The sequence below is a fragment of the Bradyrhizobium cenepequi genome (assembly GCF_020329485.1).
GTDB classification, from domain to species: Bacteria; Pseudomonadota; Alphaproteobacteria; order Rhizobiales; family Xanthobacteraceae; genus Bradyrhizobium; species Bradyrhizobium cenepequi.
In genome coordinates this window covers 185,152-198,499 of the sequence record NZ_JAGKJI010000007.1, presented here as the reverse complement: position 1 = coordinate 198,499, position 13,348 = coordinate 185,152, and the positions used below count along the sequence as shown (strand labels likewise).

The window sequence follows — 13,348 nt, the reverse complement described above, 5'->3', positions numbered from 1 at the left end:
TGCGAACTCCTAATCCGTCTCGACGGGCTCGCGCTGATAGCCGTGCCAGGCGCTGCGGAGCGTCGTGGCGTAATATTCCTGGCGTTCGCGTTCGAACTTCTGCTGGGTCGCCTTGAAGCTGGCGACACGAGCGGCGATCTCGTCGCGTTCACGTGCAAGCCGCTCTTCCTTCTCGGTCATGGCATTCTCGGTCATGGCCTATCCCTGTAATCGTAGTGTCATCGGAGCGAATTCGCCTTCCCATTGGGGCACCAATGGGGAGCAGCCGGTGCGGGATTGTGGTGAGATGGTGGGTAGCGAAGGCGGTGGATAAACCGCCTGCGCTGCTTGTCGCCCCTTTGCAGCCCCGCTAGCCAAAAAACGGAAAACTGGGGAGCCAGTCATGGCAAAGATCGATCTGGATTCACTGAGCATCGAAGAACTCGCAAGCTTGCGCGAACACGCGACTGACAAGCTGTTCGAGAAGGTCGCAGCGCGCCGCGCCGAACTCGAAGCGGAATTGGAGAAGCTTGCCCAATACGGCAAGCCGGTGAAGAAGTCCGATGCCGCTCCCGTCGCGAAGACGAAGAAGAGCGACGAGGTTAAGGAGCCGAAAGAGGCGAACGAGCCGGTCGCCAAGGCAGCGTGACAAAGGCGCCTGACACCTGCATAACAGGGTCGATCCCTTGCCCGGTTGGCCGTGCTATAATGTGAACGGCGAACTCGGGTTCTCACGTGATTGCAAAAGATCTGCGTAGCGGCATCGACGCGCTCGGCAATTTGATCGCCGAGGCCTGCGCCATCGTTCCCTTCACCGGTGCGGGCATCTCGACCGAGAGCGGGATTCCTGACTTCCGTTCGCCCGGTGGGCTGTGGACGCGCAGCCGGCCAATTCCGTTCGACGAGTTCGTTGCAAGTTCCGACGCGCGCAACGAGGCGTGGCGGCGCCGCTTTGCGATGGAGCCGACCTTTGCGGCGGCGACGCCCGGGCGCGGGCATCGCGCGCTCGCCTCGCTCTATCGCGCGGGGAAGGTTCCGGCGGTTGTCACCCAGAACATCGACAATCTGCATCAGATGAGCGGCTTCAAATCGGATCATGTGGTCGAGTTGCACGGCAACACGACCTATGCCCGCTGCATCGGTTGCGGCAGGGCGTACGAATTGCCATGGGTCAAGCAGTGCTTCGATGAGAACAGCGGTGCGCCCGATTGCACCGACTGCGGCGATCCGATCAAGACCGCAACCATCTCGTTCGGCCAGGCGATGCCGGAAGATGCAATGCGACGGGCGACGGAACTTGCGCAGCACTGCGACCTGTTCCTTGCGATCGGATCTTCGCTGGTGGTGTGGCCGGCGGCGGGATTTCCGATGATGGCCAAGAACTGCGGTGCCAAGCTTGTGATCATCAACAACGAGCCGACCGAGCAGGACGATATTGCGGATCTCGTGATCCGCCACGACATCGGCGAGACGCTTGGACCGTTCGTGGGCAATTGATGCTCAATTGATTCGCGGTTGCGCAAGCCTGTTCATAGTTCCCGCTGGATTCGTTTTTTATCTATGCGAGACAAGCGGGAGTGTTATCTTTTGATTCGAGATTCGCGCGCGTTGTTTCATGAGCGGTCGTGCAACAAGGCGCTGTTAGGTACCGTCGTAGAGAGACGGATTGCAGATGATGTGTGGGGTCCGGGGTCATGGGGTCGGACGGATTTGAGTCCAAGAAGCTCGGCGGACCGCCATCTGGCGGTGCCGGGCACGGCAGGCTTGGGCCAGGCGAATATTCGGATAGAACGCCACGCGATTCGGCGGCGGATGCCTTCTCCGGCCTTGGCGATGCCGCGGCGAACCTCGTCGAGATCTCCGGCGTCATCAAATGGTTCGATGCCTCGAAAGGCTATGGCTTCGTTGTCCCCGACAATGGCTGGCCAGACGTGCTTCTGCACGTCACCGTGCTGAGGCGCGATGGCTACCAGACCGCCTATGAGGGTGCTCGCGTGGTGGTTGAGTGCGTACAGCGCGTGAAGGGTTATCAGGCGTTCCGCATCGTCTCGATGGATGAATCGACGGCGATCCATCCGGCGCAGATGCTGCCGCCGCGGACCCATGTTACGGTCACCCCGACCAGCGGACTGGAGCGGGCGCAGGTCAAGTGGTTCAACCGGCTGCGCGGCTTCGGCTTCCTGACCTGCGGCGAAGGGACGCCCGACATCTTCGTGCACATGGAAACGTTGCGCCGCTTCGGCATGACCGAGCTGCGCCCCGGCCAATATGTGCTGGTCCGGTTCGGGCCCGGCTCCAAGGGCATGATGGCTGCGGAGATCCATCCGGAGACTGGTCCGTCGGCGCTGTCGTCGCACTGATTTTTCCATTCGGCCTCTGACGCAAACGTGAGCCGGATGGCGCGCGTCCCGTCTTTGCCCTCTGGTCATTGCCGCCGGGCTCGGGTTAGGTTCCCCGCGGTTTGATTTTGCCGTGAGTGCTGTTGCCATGACTTTCGATCGTGTCGCCGGCCATCGCCTGCTCGTTGGCCTGTTTGCGTCGTTCGTCCTCATGCTCGGTGTGATCGCGAGCCCGGCCGCAAAGGCCGCGACGTTCCAGCCGCTTGAGATCGTCACCAAGAATGGCGTCCACGTCTTCACCGTCGAGCTCGCGACGACCGAGGAGGAGAAGACGAAGGGGCTGATGTTCAGGAAGGAGCTGCCTGACGGCAAAGGCATGCTGTTCGACTTCTCGCCGGAGCAGCAGGTCTCGATGTGGATGAAGAACACCTACGTCTCGCTGGACATGATCTTCATTGCCGCCGATGGCCGTATCTTGCGGATCGCCGAAAACACCGAGCCGTTGTCGACCAAGATCATCTCCTCCGGCGGGCTCGCCAAGGGCGTGCTGGAGGTGGTCGCTGGCACGGCCCAGAAATACGGCATCCGGGCGGGCGACCGGGTCGCGCACCCGCTGTTCAACGGGAAATAGCCGGTTCGCTAACGCCTTGCTGGCGCCGATCTAACCGTGTATCGACATCGCCTGCGGATTGCTCGGGGTATAGCGCAGCCTGGTAGCGCGGCAGTTTTGGGTACTGCAGGTCGTTGGTTCGAATCCAGCTGCCCCGACCAAAAGTCAATGAAATCAATCAGTTACATATGATGCGATGCGTCGTGCCCCCGGCCGTCGACCTATGTCGGCTGTCAGGGATAGGGCGTGCCGTCCTTGTGCACGAACCGGCCGTCGGCATTGGTGCTCATCATGTCGACATCCGAGCAGACAGTGACGTCGGCCGGCGAGCGTGAGCCGACTTCGAGATAAACCGCCGTGGCGTTCGATTTGTTGACCAGGTGATGGCCATTGCCGGAGCCTTTCGGAAATGCCGCGCAATCGCCTGCGCGCAACACCGTCGCGCCGCCATCTTCAATCAGCGTCAGTTCGCCTTCGAGCACGTAGACGAATTCGTCTTCGGCCGAATGCCAGTGGCGCTGGCTTGACCACTTGTCCGGCGGCAGGTGCATCAGGTTGACCCCGAAGTCGGTGAGCCCGCCGGCGTCGCCCAACCGCTGCCGCACGCGTTCGGCACAGGGGGCGTCGAATGGCGGCGGGTAGCCCGAGCCCTTGCGTTTCGTCACGGCGGCGATATCGATCTTGGGCATGGGGGTCTTTCCAGCGGTTAGCGACCGGGCTCGTGCGCGCCAGCATCTCCGTTGCGGCGCCGATTGTGTGGCAGGTTGAGGAAATGCGGGATTTTGGCGAGTATCTGCGAGCTTATTGGGCTTATGTCTCGAACAACCTCGGTTGGGGCAAAGCGCTGAGGTTTGCACTTCTGTGGCTTGCTGGAATGTTCGTCCCGCTCTTCGCAAAGGGGTTCGTGCAGTTGCCGGAGTGGCTGGCGATAACGTGGATGATTTGCTGGGCGCTGCTGGGTTATGTTTTCGCGCCTTACGGCATGTGGAAGCACCACCGCGCTCAGATCACGGGCTCGAGTCAGCCAGACCAAAAATAGCGGCGGGGGCAAAGAGCGGCCGTGCTCTTTGCTCAACGCGAACACATCAACCGAGCAAGATGTCCTGATCGATAGATCAGGAAAAGATCACCGGTGTAGTGGAAATACTCGCCCGTGAAGTCCTTGGTTCTGAATTTGAGTTGAAGCTTGTTGTTGCTGACGATCGACGCGCGCCGCGGGCCATTGGCGGTATCGATCGAAACTGGCGGACCGAGGGCAAGCGTCGCGGTAGTTGGCGAGGGCGTGGATCCGGATGGGTCGAGCAGGGAGCCGCTGCAGGTGAGTGGGGCAGGCTGGGCGGCGGCGGCTGAAACAAACATCGAGGCGAGGCCCGACAAAATGATCAACGAAGTTCTGAACATTCATGGCTCCAGGAAAAGAATGCAAGAAACGCGGCGTGGCTTGCCGAATTGGAGCATAGTAGGTGGCGTCCAGCTTCGCCAGCAACGGTTGCAATTGACAAATTGCACGTCAGATCATCGGCGCCGATGAATTTTCGGACATGCGCTTGCGCGCAAATGCGGCTGGCAGCGAAGATTCGAGCGTGCCGCGCATGCGCTTCAAGTGAGCGCGCAGCGCCTTAGTCGTTTGACGTAAGGAACGGCAGAACCGGCACGTCGATGCCGATGGCCAGCTCGAGCACTGCACCAATCGCCGCAATTGCCGCGCCCAGTTCAAGCAGGACGAATGCGAACAGCGCGCTGAGCCCGATGACTGCGTTCTTGCGGCCGTTCCACATGATGTCACCTGCAATCCTGGCTTTTGGAAACAAAGCTCGATTCAGCCCGATTGGGTCATAGCCGGAGATATGGCACAGCGAATTCGCTTTACCATCGCGGCCACCATGCTCAAGACGATCCTGATCTTAACCTAACTGATCAACCTTAACGTCGGTGCGGCGGCACCACGCGGCGTTGCGGCATCGCGGCAGCGATCCATTCGGCAGCCAAACACGGGCCGACCGATCAGAGAAGGGCCGCCGGTTTTGCGAACGGCCGACGTTGCGAACGGCCGACGTTGCGGACGGTGTCCTGCGGCCGCTTTAGCAGCCGCGGCAGATCGATCCGAGCATCTTCTCGACCTTCGCCTCTTCGCGATCGATCGAGGGATCGGTGCCAAGCAGCGGACCTTTCTGGGGACCATTGGCAATGCCCGACGAGGAAAGCGCGGTTCCGAGCGAGTTGGTGCCGGGCGTGGCGGGGTTGGTTCCAAAAGCGCCGCCGGTCACCGGCAGACCACCGCTCGTGGGTAGGCCGCTGTTCGTGGGCATGCCTCCGTGCATCCCCATGGCTCCCATACCGTGCCCCATGCCGGCTCCGCCGCCGCGCGCGAATGCTGTGGTGGTCGAGAGGCCGACGGCGAGGGCGACGCATAGAAGGGACAGTTTCTTCATGGCGAGACTCCTGTCTTCGCGAAACGGCCGGGCCGGTCCATTCGGCCGGCACCAGCACAAATAGGATGTAAGTATTGCGGTCCCGCGCAATGCGCTCCCAGCCATCAAATCCTCTGGCGCGAAGCTTCCTGTCGGATCGCAGCCGCGAGAACTACGGCGATGTCGTTCATCATTCTCAACGATTTGTAATCAAGGCCTGGCTGTGGGCGGCGATGGCCGCTTCCTCATCGGTGGGGACTACGAGGGTTGCGACACGCGCAGTCTTTGCGCCGATCCTGAGCTCATTGGCGCCGTTGGCGGCATCATCGAGTTCCACGCCAAGCCAGCCAAGACCGGCGCAGATCTGCTTCCTCACCTCGGGGCTGTTCTCGCCAATGCCGGCGGTGAAGACGATCGCGTCGAGACCACCCAGGCTGTGGACCATCGCGGCGATCGCCGCACCCGCGCGGAACGCGAACAGTTCGAGCGCCTCGGCGGCGCGGGGATCGTCACTGTTGGTGAGCACGCGCACATCAGCGCTGATCCCGGAGACGCCAAGCAGTCCGGATTCGTAATAGAGCACGTGCTCGATCTCGTCGGCCGAAAGCCCGCGTTGTTGCTGCAGGTAGAGGGGAAGTCCGGGATCGATCGCGCCGCAGCGTGTGCCCATCATCAGCCCGTCCAGCGTCGTGAAGCTCATCGTCGTGTCGACGCTGCGCCCGTTGCGCATCGCGCACAGGCTGGCGCCGCTGCCGAGATGGGCGATCACCACCCGCGCCATCGCCAGATCCGGTGCGATCTCGCGCAAATGGCGGGCGAAGAACTCATAAGAGAGCCCGTGAAAGCCGTAGCGGCGCACGCCTTCCTGTTCGAAATACCGCGGCAGCGCAAAGCGGCTCATGGGCGGCGCGACGCTGTGGTGAAAGGCGGTGTCGAAGCAGGCAACCTGCGGCAGGTCCGGCCGCAGCTTTTGCATCGCCTCGATCGGCGCGAGACAGACCGGCTGGTGCAATGGCGCGAGCGGCGTCAGCTCGCGCAGCGCCTGCAGGATGGCCGGTGTCACCTTTACCGGTTCAGAGAATTTCAGTCCGCCATGGACGACGCGGTGGCCGACCGCGAGGAGAGTTCCACCGGTGAGGAATTCGTCGATCCAGCGCAGCAGATCGGCGAAGAAGCTTTCATCGTCCGCTTCTGCCGCGGCGTGGCGTTCGAACAGCACGTTGCCGTGCAGGTCCTTCACGATCATCTGTGGCTGTTGCTGATGATGGTCCAGCATGCCCTTGCAAAGCAGCAGCGCGGGGGCGCCCGAGCCGCCGCTCTCGAACAGCGCCAGCTTGATCGAAGACGATCCCGCGTTGATGACAAGGAGGGCGTTCGGCATCTGGTGAACCCGACGCTTGCGATCAGCCGTCAATCGCCGGCGTTCGCGGCCGTTCCATACGGCCAGGACCACTCGCGAATATCAGGCATGTCCTCGCCGTGCTCTCGGACATATTTGCCATGCTCGATCAGGCGGTCGAGGCAATGCTGCTTGACGGTGGCTGCGGACGCCGCAAGTCCCGGCACGCGGTTGATCGCCTCGATCGCCAGATGGAAGCGGTCGAGCTCGTTGAGCACGACCATGTCGAACGGCGTCGTCGTCGTTCCCTCTTCCTTGAAGCCGCGCACATGGATGCCGGAGTGGTTGGTGCGTGCATAGGTGAGGCGGTGGATCAGATAGGGATAGCCGTGATAGGCGAAGATCACAGGCTTGTCGCGCGTGAACAAGGTATCGAATTCGCGGTCGGTGAGCCCGTGCGGATGCTGTTCGCGCGGCTGCAGCGCCATGAGGTCGACGACGTTGACGACCCTGATCTTGAGGCCCGGGATCTGCTTGCGGAGAATGTCGACGGCGGCCAGAGTCTCAAGCGTGGGCACATCGCCGGCGCAGGCCATCACCACGTCGACATCGCTATCGCGTGTCTCGGTTCCGGCCCACGACCACGCGCCGATCCCGGCCGCGCAATGGACCGCGGCTTCCTTGATCGTCAGCCATTGCGGCGCGGGCTGCTTGCCGGCCACGATGACGTTGATCCGGTCGTAGGTGCGCAGGCAGTGGTCTGTGATCCACAACAGCGAGTTGCTGTCCGGCGGGAAATAGACGCGGACGATGTCCGCCTTCTTGTTGGCGACGAGATCGACGAAGCCGGGATCCTGGTGGCTGAAGCCGTTGTGATCCTGCCGCCAGACGTGCGAGGTGAGCAGGTAGTTCAGCGACGCGATCGGGCGCCGCCATGGCAGCTCGCGCGAGACTTTCAGCCATTTGGCGTGCTGGTTGAACATGGAATCCACGATGTGGATGAACGCCTCATAGCAGGAGAACAATCCATGTCGCCCGGTGAGCAGATAGCCCTCGAGCCATCCCTGGCAGAGATGCTCGCTCAGGACCTCCATCACCCGGCCGTCACGGGACAAGTGGACGTCGTAGGGCTCGATCTCCTCCATCCAGACGCGATCGGTTGCTTCGAACACGGCGTCGAGCCGGTTGGAGGCGGTCTCGTCCGGACCCATGATGCGGAAGTTGCGGGTGCCCTCGTTGCGCTTCATGACGTCGCGCAGGAACTTGCCCATCGTTCGCGTCGCTTCGTCGATCACGCCACCGGGTTTCGGGACTTCGATCGCGAAGCTGCGATAGTCGGGCAATTCCAATTCGCGCTTCAGTGTCCCGCCATTGGCGTGCGGATTGGCGCCCATCCGGCGCGCCTCCTTCGGCGCCAGTTCCTGCAGCTCTGGAACGAGCCTGCCTTGTTCGTCGAACAGCGTTTCCGGCCGATAGCCGCGCATCCACTGCTCCAATATGGCGAGGTGGCTTGGATCGCTGCGGACCTCGGCAATCGGCACCTGGTGCGCACGCCAGAATCCTTCCACCTTGAGGCCGTCGACTTCCTTCGGCCCGGTCCAGCCCTTGGGGCTGCGCAGCACGATCATCGGCCATCGCGGCCGCTCGCCCGATGGCGACGCACCGCGCGATGCCTGTTGGATTGCGCGAATACGATCGGTTGCCGCATCCAGCGTGGCTGCCATCTGCCGGTGCATCGTCCTGGGATCGTCGCCCTCGACGAACATCGGCTCATGGCCAAAGCCCAGGAACAGATGGCGGATTTCCTCGTCGCTCATCCGGCCGAGCACGGTCGGGTTGGCAATCTTGTAGCCGTTGAGATGCAGGATCGGGAGCACCGCCCCGTCGCGCGCGGGGTTGAGAAACTTGTTCGAATGCCAGGAAGCGGCGAGCGGGCCAGTCTCCGCTTCGCCGTCGCCGATGACGCAGGCAACCAGGAGATCGGGATTGTCGAACGCCGCCCCATAGGCGTGGGCGAGCGCATAGCCGAGTTCGCCACCTTCATGGATCGAGCCCGGCGTTTCCGGCGCGGCATGGCTCGGGATGCCCCCGGGAAAGGAGAACTGCCGAAACAACTTGCGCAAGCCGTCGACGTCGCGCGTGATATCTGGATAGATCTCGGTGTAGGTACCTTCGAGATAGGTATTGGCGACCATGCCGGGCCCGCCGTGGCCGGGGCCGCAAATGTATATCGCGTTGAGATCGCGGTGTTTGATCAGGCGATTGAGATGGGCATAGACGAAATTCAAGCCGGGCGTCGTGCCCCAATGGCCGAGCAGGCGTGGCTTGATGTGTTCCTTGCGAAGCGGCTCGCGGAGCAGGGGATTGTCGAGCAGGTAGATTTGGCCGACCGAGAGGTAGTTGGCGGCGCGCCAGTACCGATCAAGCAGATCGAGCTCGGCGCTATCGAGAACGGCGGACGTGCTGCTTGCATCTTGCATTGAGCGCCTCGTTGTTTCCTGGCGACGTTGCCAATCGTGACGGCTTTGCCGGACGCGGCACTGTCCATGCCTGAGCGGTGCGGGTGTTGAGCCAAATCAACCGGATCCCGCCGCGCCTGTCCGATGACAACGAGCGCGGATCAGCGCCGTTCCGGCGCAGGAAATACTAGTCTATAGCGGTGACGTTTGACGAGACTGCGATGCCGCGCTTTTGATGAAGGGCGTGCGGCCAAACGCCGGATGGCACGGCTGCCGCTATCGGCTGGAGACCAGTTTCAACTGAGGCTGGAGAGTCGCTTCGAGTTCCGCACGCAGGCGCTGGACACGCGGATCGCTCGAGCGCCCGGCGCAGACGCTGTATTGATGGACGGACTGGGCCAGAGCGCGCCGCTCCGCCGCGGTCTTCGAGACCGCCGCAAGCTTGAGCACGATGGCGCCCAGGTTCACCAGCATCTCGTCAAGCGTCCGGTCGATCTTGTCGAGCTCGTTCTTCATCCGCACTCCTGTGCACGTCAATGAAGGCTGGTGAATGACGTTCCTGTGGCAACATCGGTAAAGCTAACTATTGGTAAATGCCGTAGGGTGAGCAAAGCGACTTGTCCGCCGTAGCTCAACGAGCGAAGGCGGAAGCGTGCCCACCATCACGAGCGGAGTGCTGATGGTGGGCACGCTTCCGCCGGTGTTTGATTAAATGACGGTGCAAGACATCGCTTTGCCTACCCTACTCACTGCTCACTAGAAACTGAGGAGCTCCCATGGCGCGCAAACTGATCGACATCTCCGTTCCCCTGCAGAACGACGTGCCGGCCGATCCGCCCGGCAACCATCCGACCATCCAGTATATCGATCATCAGCAAAGCCTGCCGCGCATGCTGGAATTCTTCCAAGGGCTGAGGGCGGAAGAGTTGCCGGACGGGCAGGGCTGGGCGGTCGAGCAGGTCAACCTTTCCACCCACAACGGCACGCATCTGGATGCGCCCTGGCATTTCCATCCCACGATGAACCGCGGCGAGCGATCTTGGACCATCGACGAGGTGCCGCTGGAATGGTGCTTCCAGCCCGCCGTCAAGCTCGACTTCCGGCATCTGCCGGACGGCTATGTCGCGACCGCTGGGGATGTCGAGGAGGAGCTCAAGCGCATCGGCCATACGCTGAAGCCGCTCGAGATCGTCGTGGTCAACACCAGCGCGGGCGCCAAATTCGGCCGGCAGGACTACGTCGTCTCCGGCTGCGGCATGGGTTACGAGGCGACGATGTATCTCCTGGAGCGCGGCGTGCGGCTGACCGGCACCGACGGCTGGAGCTGGGATGCGCCGTTCGTCTACACCGCGAAGAAATATGCCGAGACAAGGGATGCGAGTCTGATCTGGGAGGGCCACAAAGCGGGCCGCCATATCGGCTATTGCCACCTCGAGAAGCTGCACAATCTCGAACTGTTGCCGTCGACCGGCTTCATGGTGTCGTGCTTCCCGGTGAAGATCGAGCGCGCCTCAGCCGGCTGGACGCGCGCGGTCGCAATCCTCGAGAGCTGAGCCGCGTTGGCTCGGAAAGATGTTCGCTTCAAAAGAAAATCAGGTGCGCCGTTTCCGACGCACCTGATTTTTTATTTTGATGTCGCGCAGCTACGTCAGTCGGGCTGACGTTACCACCTGCAGACGCGAACGCCGCGCGGGGTCCACCAGCAGCGCCGGCCACCACCATAGCCGTAGTAGCCGTAGCCGCGCGGGCGCCAGCCGCGGCGATACCCGCCGCCACGAAAACCCCATCCGCCGCGGCCCCAACCGCGTCCACCCCCACCGCGCCCGCGTCCCCACTGTGCCTCCGCCGATGTGGTCGTCGCGCCGACCAGTACCGCGGAGGTGCTGGCAACGTAGACGAACAGCAGGGCTACCGCGGCAAGGCAGCGCGTCAGGAAATTGTAGCGTTTAGCCATTCAGGAATCTCCCGGTCACTTCCAGACATCCAAACAATCCGAGCTGTCTTGCTTAGACGTTTGAGACAGCCACTAGTTCAGATGCACTAAGACAAAATTTTGTCGAATGTCCTTGCGCTTCGCAAAAACTCTATTGGGCAGGTGGGGTAAGGTCAAGTTACACTCCGGCTTGCGAAGATGCGCTGTTTATCTTGCTGTTCATCCGTCGTTCATCTTGTTCATATTCGTCGCATCCGATGATTTGTGCGTTGCAGAACCGGGGCGAAAAAGATTTCGACAAAATTCCGCAGAGAACTTGATGTCGACACGATCGCACTCCTAAGCCACGCGATGATTCCCGCTTGACGAGTCGCCATGCCCAAGCAGCACACCTACGTCCTCGGCCTCAACACCTACGACCATGACGTCAGCGCCTGCCTGTTGCGCGACGGCGCCATCGCCTTTGCGATCGCCAAGGAGCGGATCACACGCGAGAAGCACGCATCCGGCTTCCACAAGGAGGCGATCGACTATTGCCTCAAGGCCGAAGGCATCACGCTCGATGACGTCGATCTGGTCGTCAGCAATTGCTACATCCTGCCGGTGCCGGAATTGGAAGAGCGTCTGATCTATCAAGACATGGCCGGCTTTCTTCCGTATCCCGAGCGACAGGAAGCATCGAAATATCCGCTGTTTCGCTCGACCTCGGGCAAGGTGGCATCGCTCTCCCACCATCTGGCGCATGCCTACAGCGCATTCGCGGTCTCGCCGTTCGATGAGGGCGTCGTGATGGTGGTCGATGGCGTCGGCAACTATCGGTCCGACGTCATGGAGAAATATCCGAATGCCGATGCGGTCTCACCGCTGGCGCGCGAATCCGAAAGCTACTACCGCTTCGAGGGCGAGAGACTGGAATGCCTGAAGAAGGTCTTCATGGAGCCTTCGCGCGGCATGCTCAGCGACGAATTCTACAACATGCCCGGCCTCGGCGCGCTCTATAGCCGCGTCTCGTCCTACGTGTTCGGCGACTGGAACAAGTGCGGCGAACTGATGGGCCTTGCGCCCTACGGCCGTCGCGAGCAGGTCAAGCATCTCCTCGAAATGAGCGACGGCGAGCTGCACGTGCCGGCCTGGACCAGCGAACTCAACCAACCCTTTCTGCTCGACAGCGGGAGCTGGGAGAAGAATCCGGCAATGCGCCACTGGGAGGACATCACCTGGCGCGTGCAGGACGACACCGAGAACGTGCTGCTGGCCCGTGCACGCTGGCTGCGTGAGACCACGGGCGCGAAGAACCTTTGCATCGCCGGCGGCGTTGCGCTCAATTGCGTGGCCAACGGACGGATTGCGCGGGAAGCCGGCTTTGAGAACGTCTGGATCCAGCCCGCGGCGGGCGACGACGGCACCGCGATCGGCTGTGCCTATTACGGCTGGCTCGAGATCCTGAAGCAGCGGCGCAGCTTCGTGATGGAGCACGCCTATGTCGGCAGGCCCTATAGCGATGCGGAGGTTGCGGCCGCGCTGCAGAAGTTCCTGGTGCGCGTGCAGGTGAATGCCAGCCGCAGCGACGACATCTTCCGCGACACCGCGAAGCTGATCGCCGACCAGCGCGTGATCGGCTGGTTCCAGGGGCCATCCGAGTTCGGGCCACGCGCGCTCGGCAATCGGAGCCTGATTGCCGATCCGCGCCGGGCTGAGATGAAGGACATCCTCAACAGCCGCGTCAAGCACCGGCAGGCGTTCCGCCCGTTTGCGCCGATCGTGCTGGCCGAGCGGATGAAGGAGATATTCGAAGGCGAGGAGGATTCGCCGTTCATGCTGATCGCCAAACCGGTCCGTCGCGAGTGGCGCGACAAGATTCCGGCGGTCGTCCATGTCGACGGCTCGGCACGCGTGCAGACGGTGCGCGAGGCGACCAGCCCGAGGCTCTACCGGCTCTTGAAGGAATTCGAGGCGCTGACCGGGGTGCCGGTCCTGATCAACACCTCCTTCAACGTCAAGGGCGAGCCGATCATCGAGACGCCGGAGGACGCCGTGAACTGCTTCCTCACCACCGGGGTCGACAACCTGATCCTGCACGACACGATCGTGTCGAAGGGGCGGATGCACAAGGTCGTCGCGCCGCTGGTCAGGACCTATGGCGACGTCGCGAACATCGTCGCCTCGACCGCCCCACCGCCTGCTTGAGACTTACCTCGCCCCGCTTGCGAGAGCTTTGCGCAATCGCTCGTGGCGGAGTGAGGTCCGACGTCAGGCTTTTTTTGCACGGCTTCAGGCG

The 13,348-nt window shown here is 62.1% G+C and carries 16 protein-coding genes and 1 tRNA gene; 8 read left to right on the top strand and 9 right to left on the bottom strand.

From position 1 onward, the window contains the following. Positions 1–9: 9 nt before the first annotated feature. Positions 10–195 (bottom strand): hypothetical protein, encoded by a 186-nt coding sequence (locus tag J6497_RS11465; RefSeq protein WP_225704367.1) that lies wholly within the window; start codon positions 193–195, stop codon positions 10–12. Positions 196–382: 187 nt separating this feature from the next. Here J6497_RS11465 and J6497_RS11460 point away from each other — a divergent pair, with 187 nt between their 5' ends. From J6497_RS11460 to J6497_RS11440, 5 genes are all read left to right on the top strand, one after another. Beyond that, the gene (locus J6497_RS11460) at positions 383–628 is read left to right on the top strand and encodes a hypothetical protein (RefSeq protein WP_225704366.1); all 246 of its coding nucleotides are present in this window, start codon (positions 383–385) and stop codon (positions 626–628) included. A gap of 86 nt (positions 629–714) precedes the next feature. After that, on the top strand, positions 715–1,476 hold the full coding sequence (locus J6497_RS11455; RefSeq protein ID WP_225704365.1) for an SIR2 family NAD-dependent protein deacylase: 762 nt from the start codon (positions 715–717) through the stop codon (positions 1,474–1,476). Positions 1,477–1,673: 197 nt separating this feature from the next. Next, positions 1,674–2,339, top strand: coding sequence for a cold-shock protein (locus J6497_RS11450; protein ID WP_225704364.1), 666 nt, complete (start codon positions 1,674–1,676; stop codon positions 2,337–2,339). Positions 2,340–2,529: 190 nt separating this feature from the next. Then, complete coding sequence (locus J6497_RS11445) at positions 2,530–2,949, top strand: DUF192 domain-containing protein (protein WP_376708197.1); 420 nt, start codon at positions 2,530–2,532, stop codon at positions 2,947–2,949. 63 nt (positions 2,950–3,012) lie between these two features. Further along, positions 3,013–3,089, top strand: a tRNA-Pro gene (locus tag J6497_RS11440). Positions 3,090–3,161: 72 nt separating this feature from the next. Here J6497_RS11440 and J6497_RS11435 read toward each other — a convergent pair. Further along, positions 3,162–3,617: a cupin domain-containing protein gene (locus tag J6497_RS11435; protein WP_225704362.1), complete on the bottom strand. Its 456-nt coding sequence runs from the start codon at positions 3,615–3,617 to the stop codon at positions 3,162–3,164. Positions 3,618–3,649: 32 nt separating this feature from the next. On the opposite strand from J6497_RS11435, the gene J6497_RS11430 reads away from it, so the two are divergent. After that, positions 3,650–3,967: a hypothetical protein gene (locus J6497_RS11430; protein WP_225704361.1), complete on the top strand. Its 318-nt coding sequence runs from the start codon at positions 3,650–3,652 to the stop codon at positions 3,965–3,967. A gap of 32 nt (positions 3,968–3,999) precedes the next feature. Here J6497_RS11430 and J6497_RS11425 read toward each other — a convergent pair whose 3' ends face one another. From J6497_RS11425 to J6497_RS11400, 6 genes are all read right to left on the bottom strand, one after another. Next, entirely contained in the window at positions 4,000–4,329 is a 330-nt protein-coding gene (locus J6497_RS11425) for a hypothetical protein (protein ID WP_225704360.1), read from the bottom strand. A 218-nt stretch (positions 4,330–4,547) separates the two neighbouring features. Further along, complete coding sequence (locus J6497_RS11420) at positions 4,548–4,706, bottom strand: hypothetical protein (RefSeq protein ID WP_225704359.1); 159 nt, start codon at positions 4,704–4,706, stop codon at positions 4,548–4,550. 303 nt (positions 4,707–5,009) lie between these two features. Continuing rightward, on the bottom strand, positions 5,010–5,360 hold the full coding sequence (locus J6497_RS11415) for a hypothetical protein (protein WP_225704358.1): 351 nt from the start codon (positions 5,358–5,360) through the stop codon (positions 5,010–5,012). A 175-nt stretch (positions 5,361–5,535) separates the two neighbouring features. Beyond that, positions 5,536–6,720 carry an acetate/propionate family kinase gene (locus tag J6497_RS11410; RefSeq protein ID WP_225704357.1) on the bottom strand — a complete coding sequence of 395 codons (1,185 nt, stop codon included), beginning with the start codon at positions 6,718–6,720 and terminating at the stop codon, positions 5,536–5,538. 29 nt (positions 6,721–6,749) lie between these two features. Next, positions 6,750–9,158, bottom strand: a complete 2,409-nt coding sequence (locus tag J6497_RS11405) for a phosphoketolase family protein (protein WP_225704356.1) — start codon at positions 9,156–9,158, stop codon at positions 6,750–6,752. Positions 9,159–9,413: 255 nt separating this feature from the next. After that, complete coding sequence (locus J6497_RS11400) at positions 9,414–9,653, bottom strand: hypothetical protein (protein WP_225704355.1); 240 nt, start codon at positions 9,651–9,653, stop codon at positions 9,414–9,416. 260 nt (positions 9,654–9,913) lie between these two features. Here J6497_RS11400 and J6497_RS11395 point away from each other — a divergent pair, with 260 nt between their 5' ends. Continuing rightward, a complete protein-coding gene (locus J6497_RS11395) occupies positions 9,914–10,690 on the top strand; it encodes a cyclase family protein (protein WP_225704354.1) in 777 nt (258 codons plus the stop codon). Between the two features lie 110 nt (positions 10,691–10,800). Here the strand turns inward: J6497_RS11395 and J6497_RS11390 are convergent, their stop codons facing one another. Beyond that, complete coding sequence (locus J6497_RS11390) at positions 10,801–11,091, bottom strand: hypothetical protein (RefSeq protein WP_225704353.1); 291 nt, start codon at positions 11,089–11,091, stop codon at positions 10,801–10,803. A gap of 354 nt (positions 11,092–11,445) precedes the next feature. Between J6497_RS11390 and J6497_RS11385 the strand changes: the two genes are divergently transcribed. Beyond that, complete coding sequence (locus J6497_RS11385) at positions 11,446–13,257, top strand: carbamoyltransferase family protein (RefSeq protein ID WP_225704352.1); 1,812 nt, start codon at positions 11,446–11,448, stop codon at positions 13,255–13,257. The last annotated feature ends 91 nt before the right edge of the window (positions 13,258–13,348 follow it).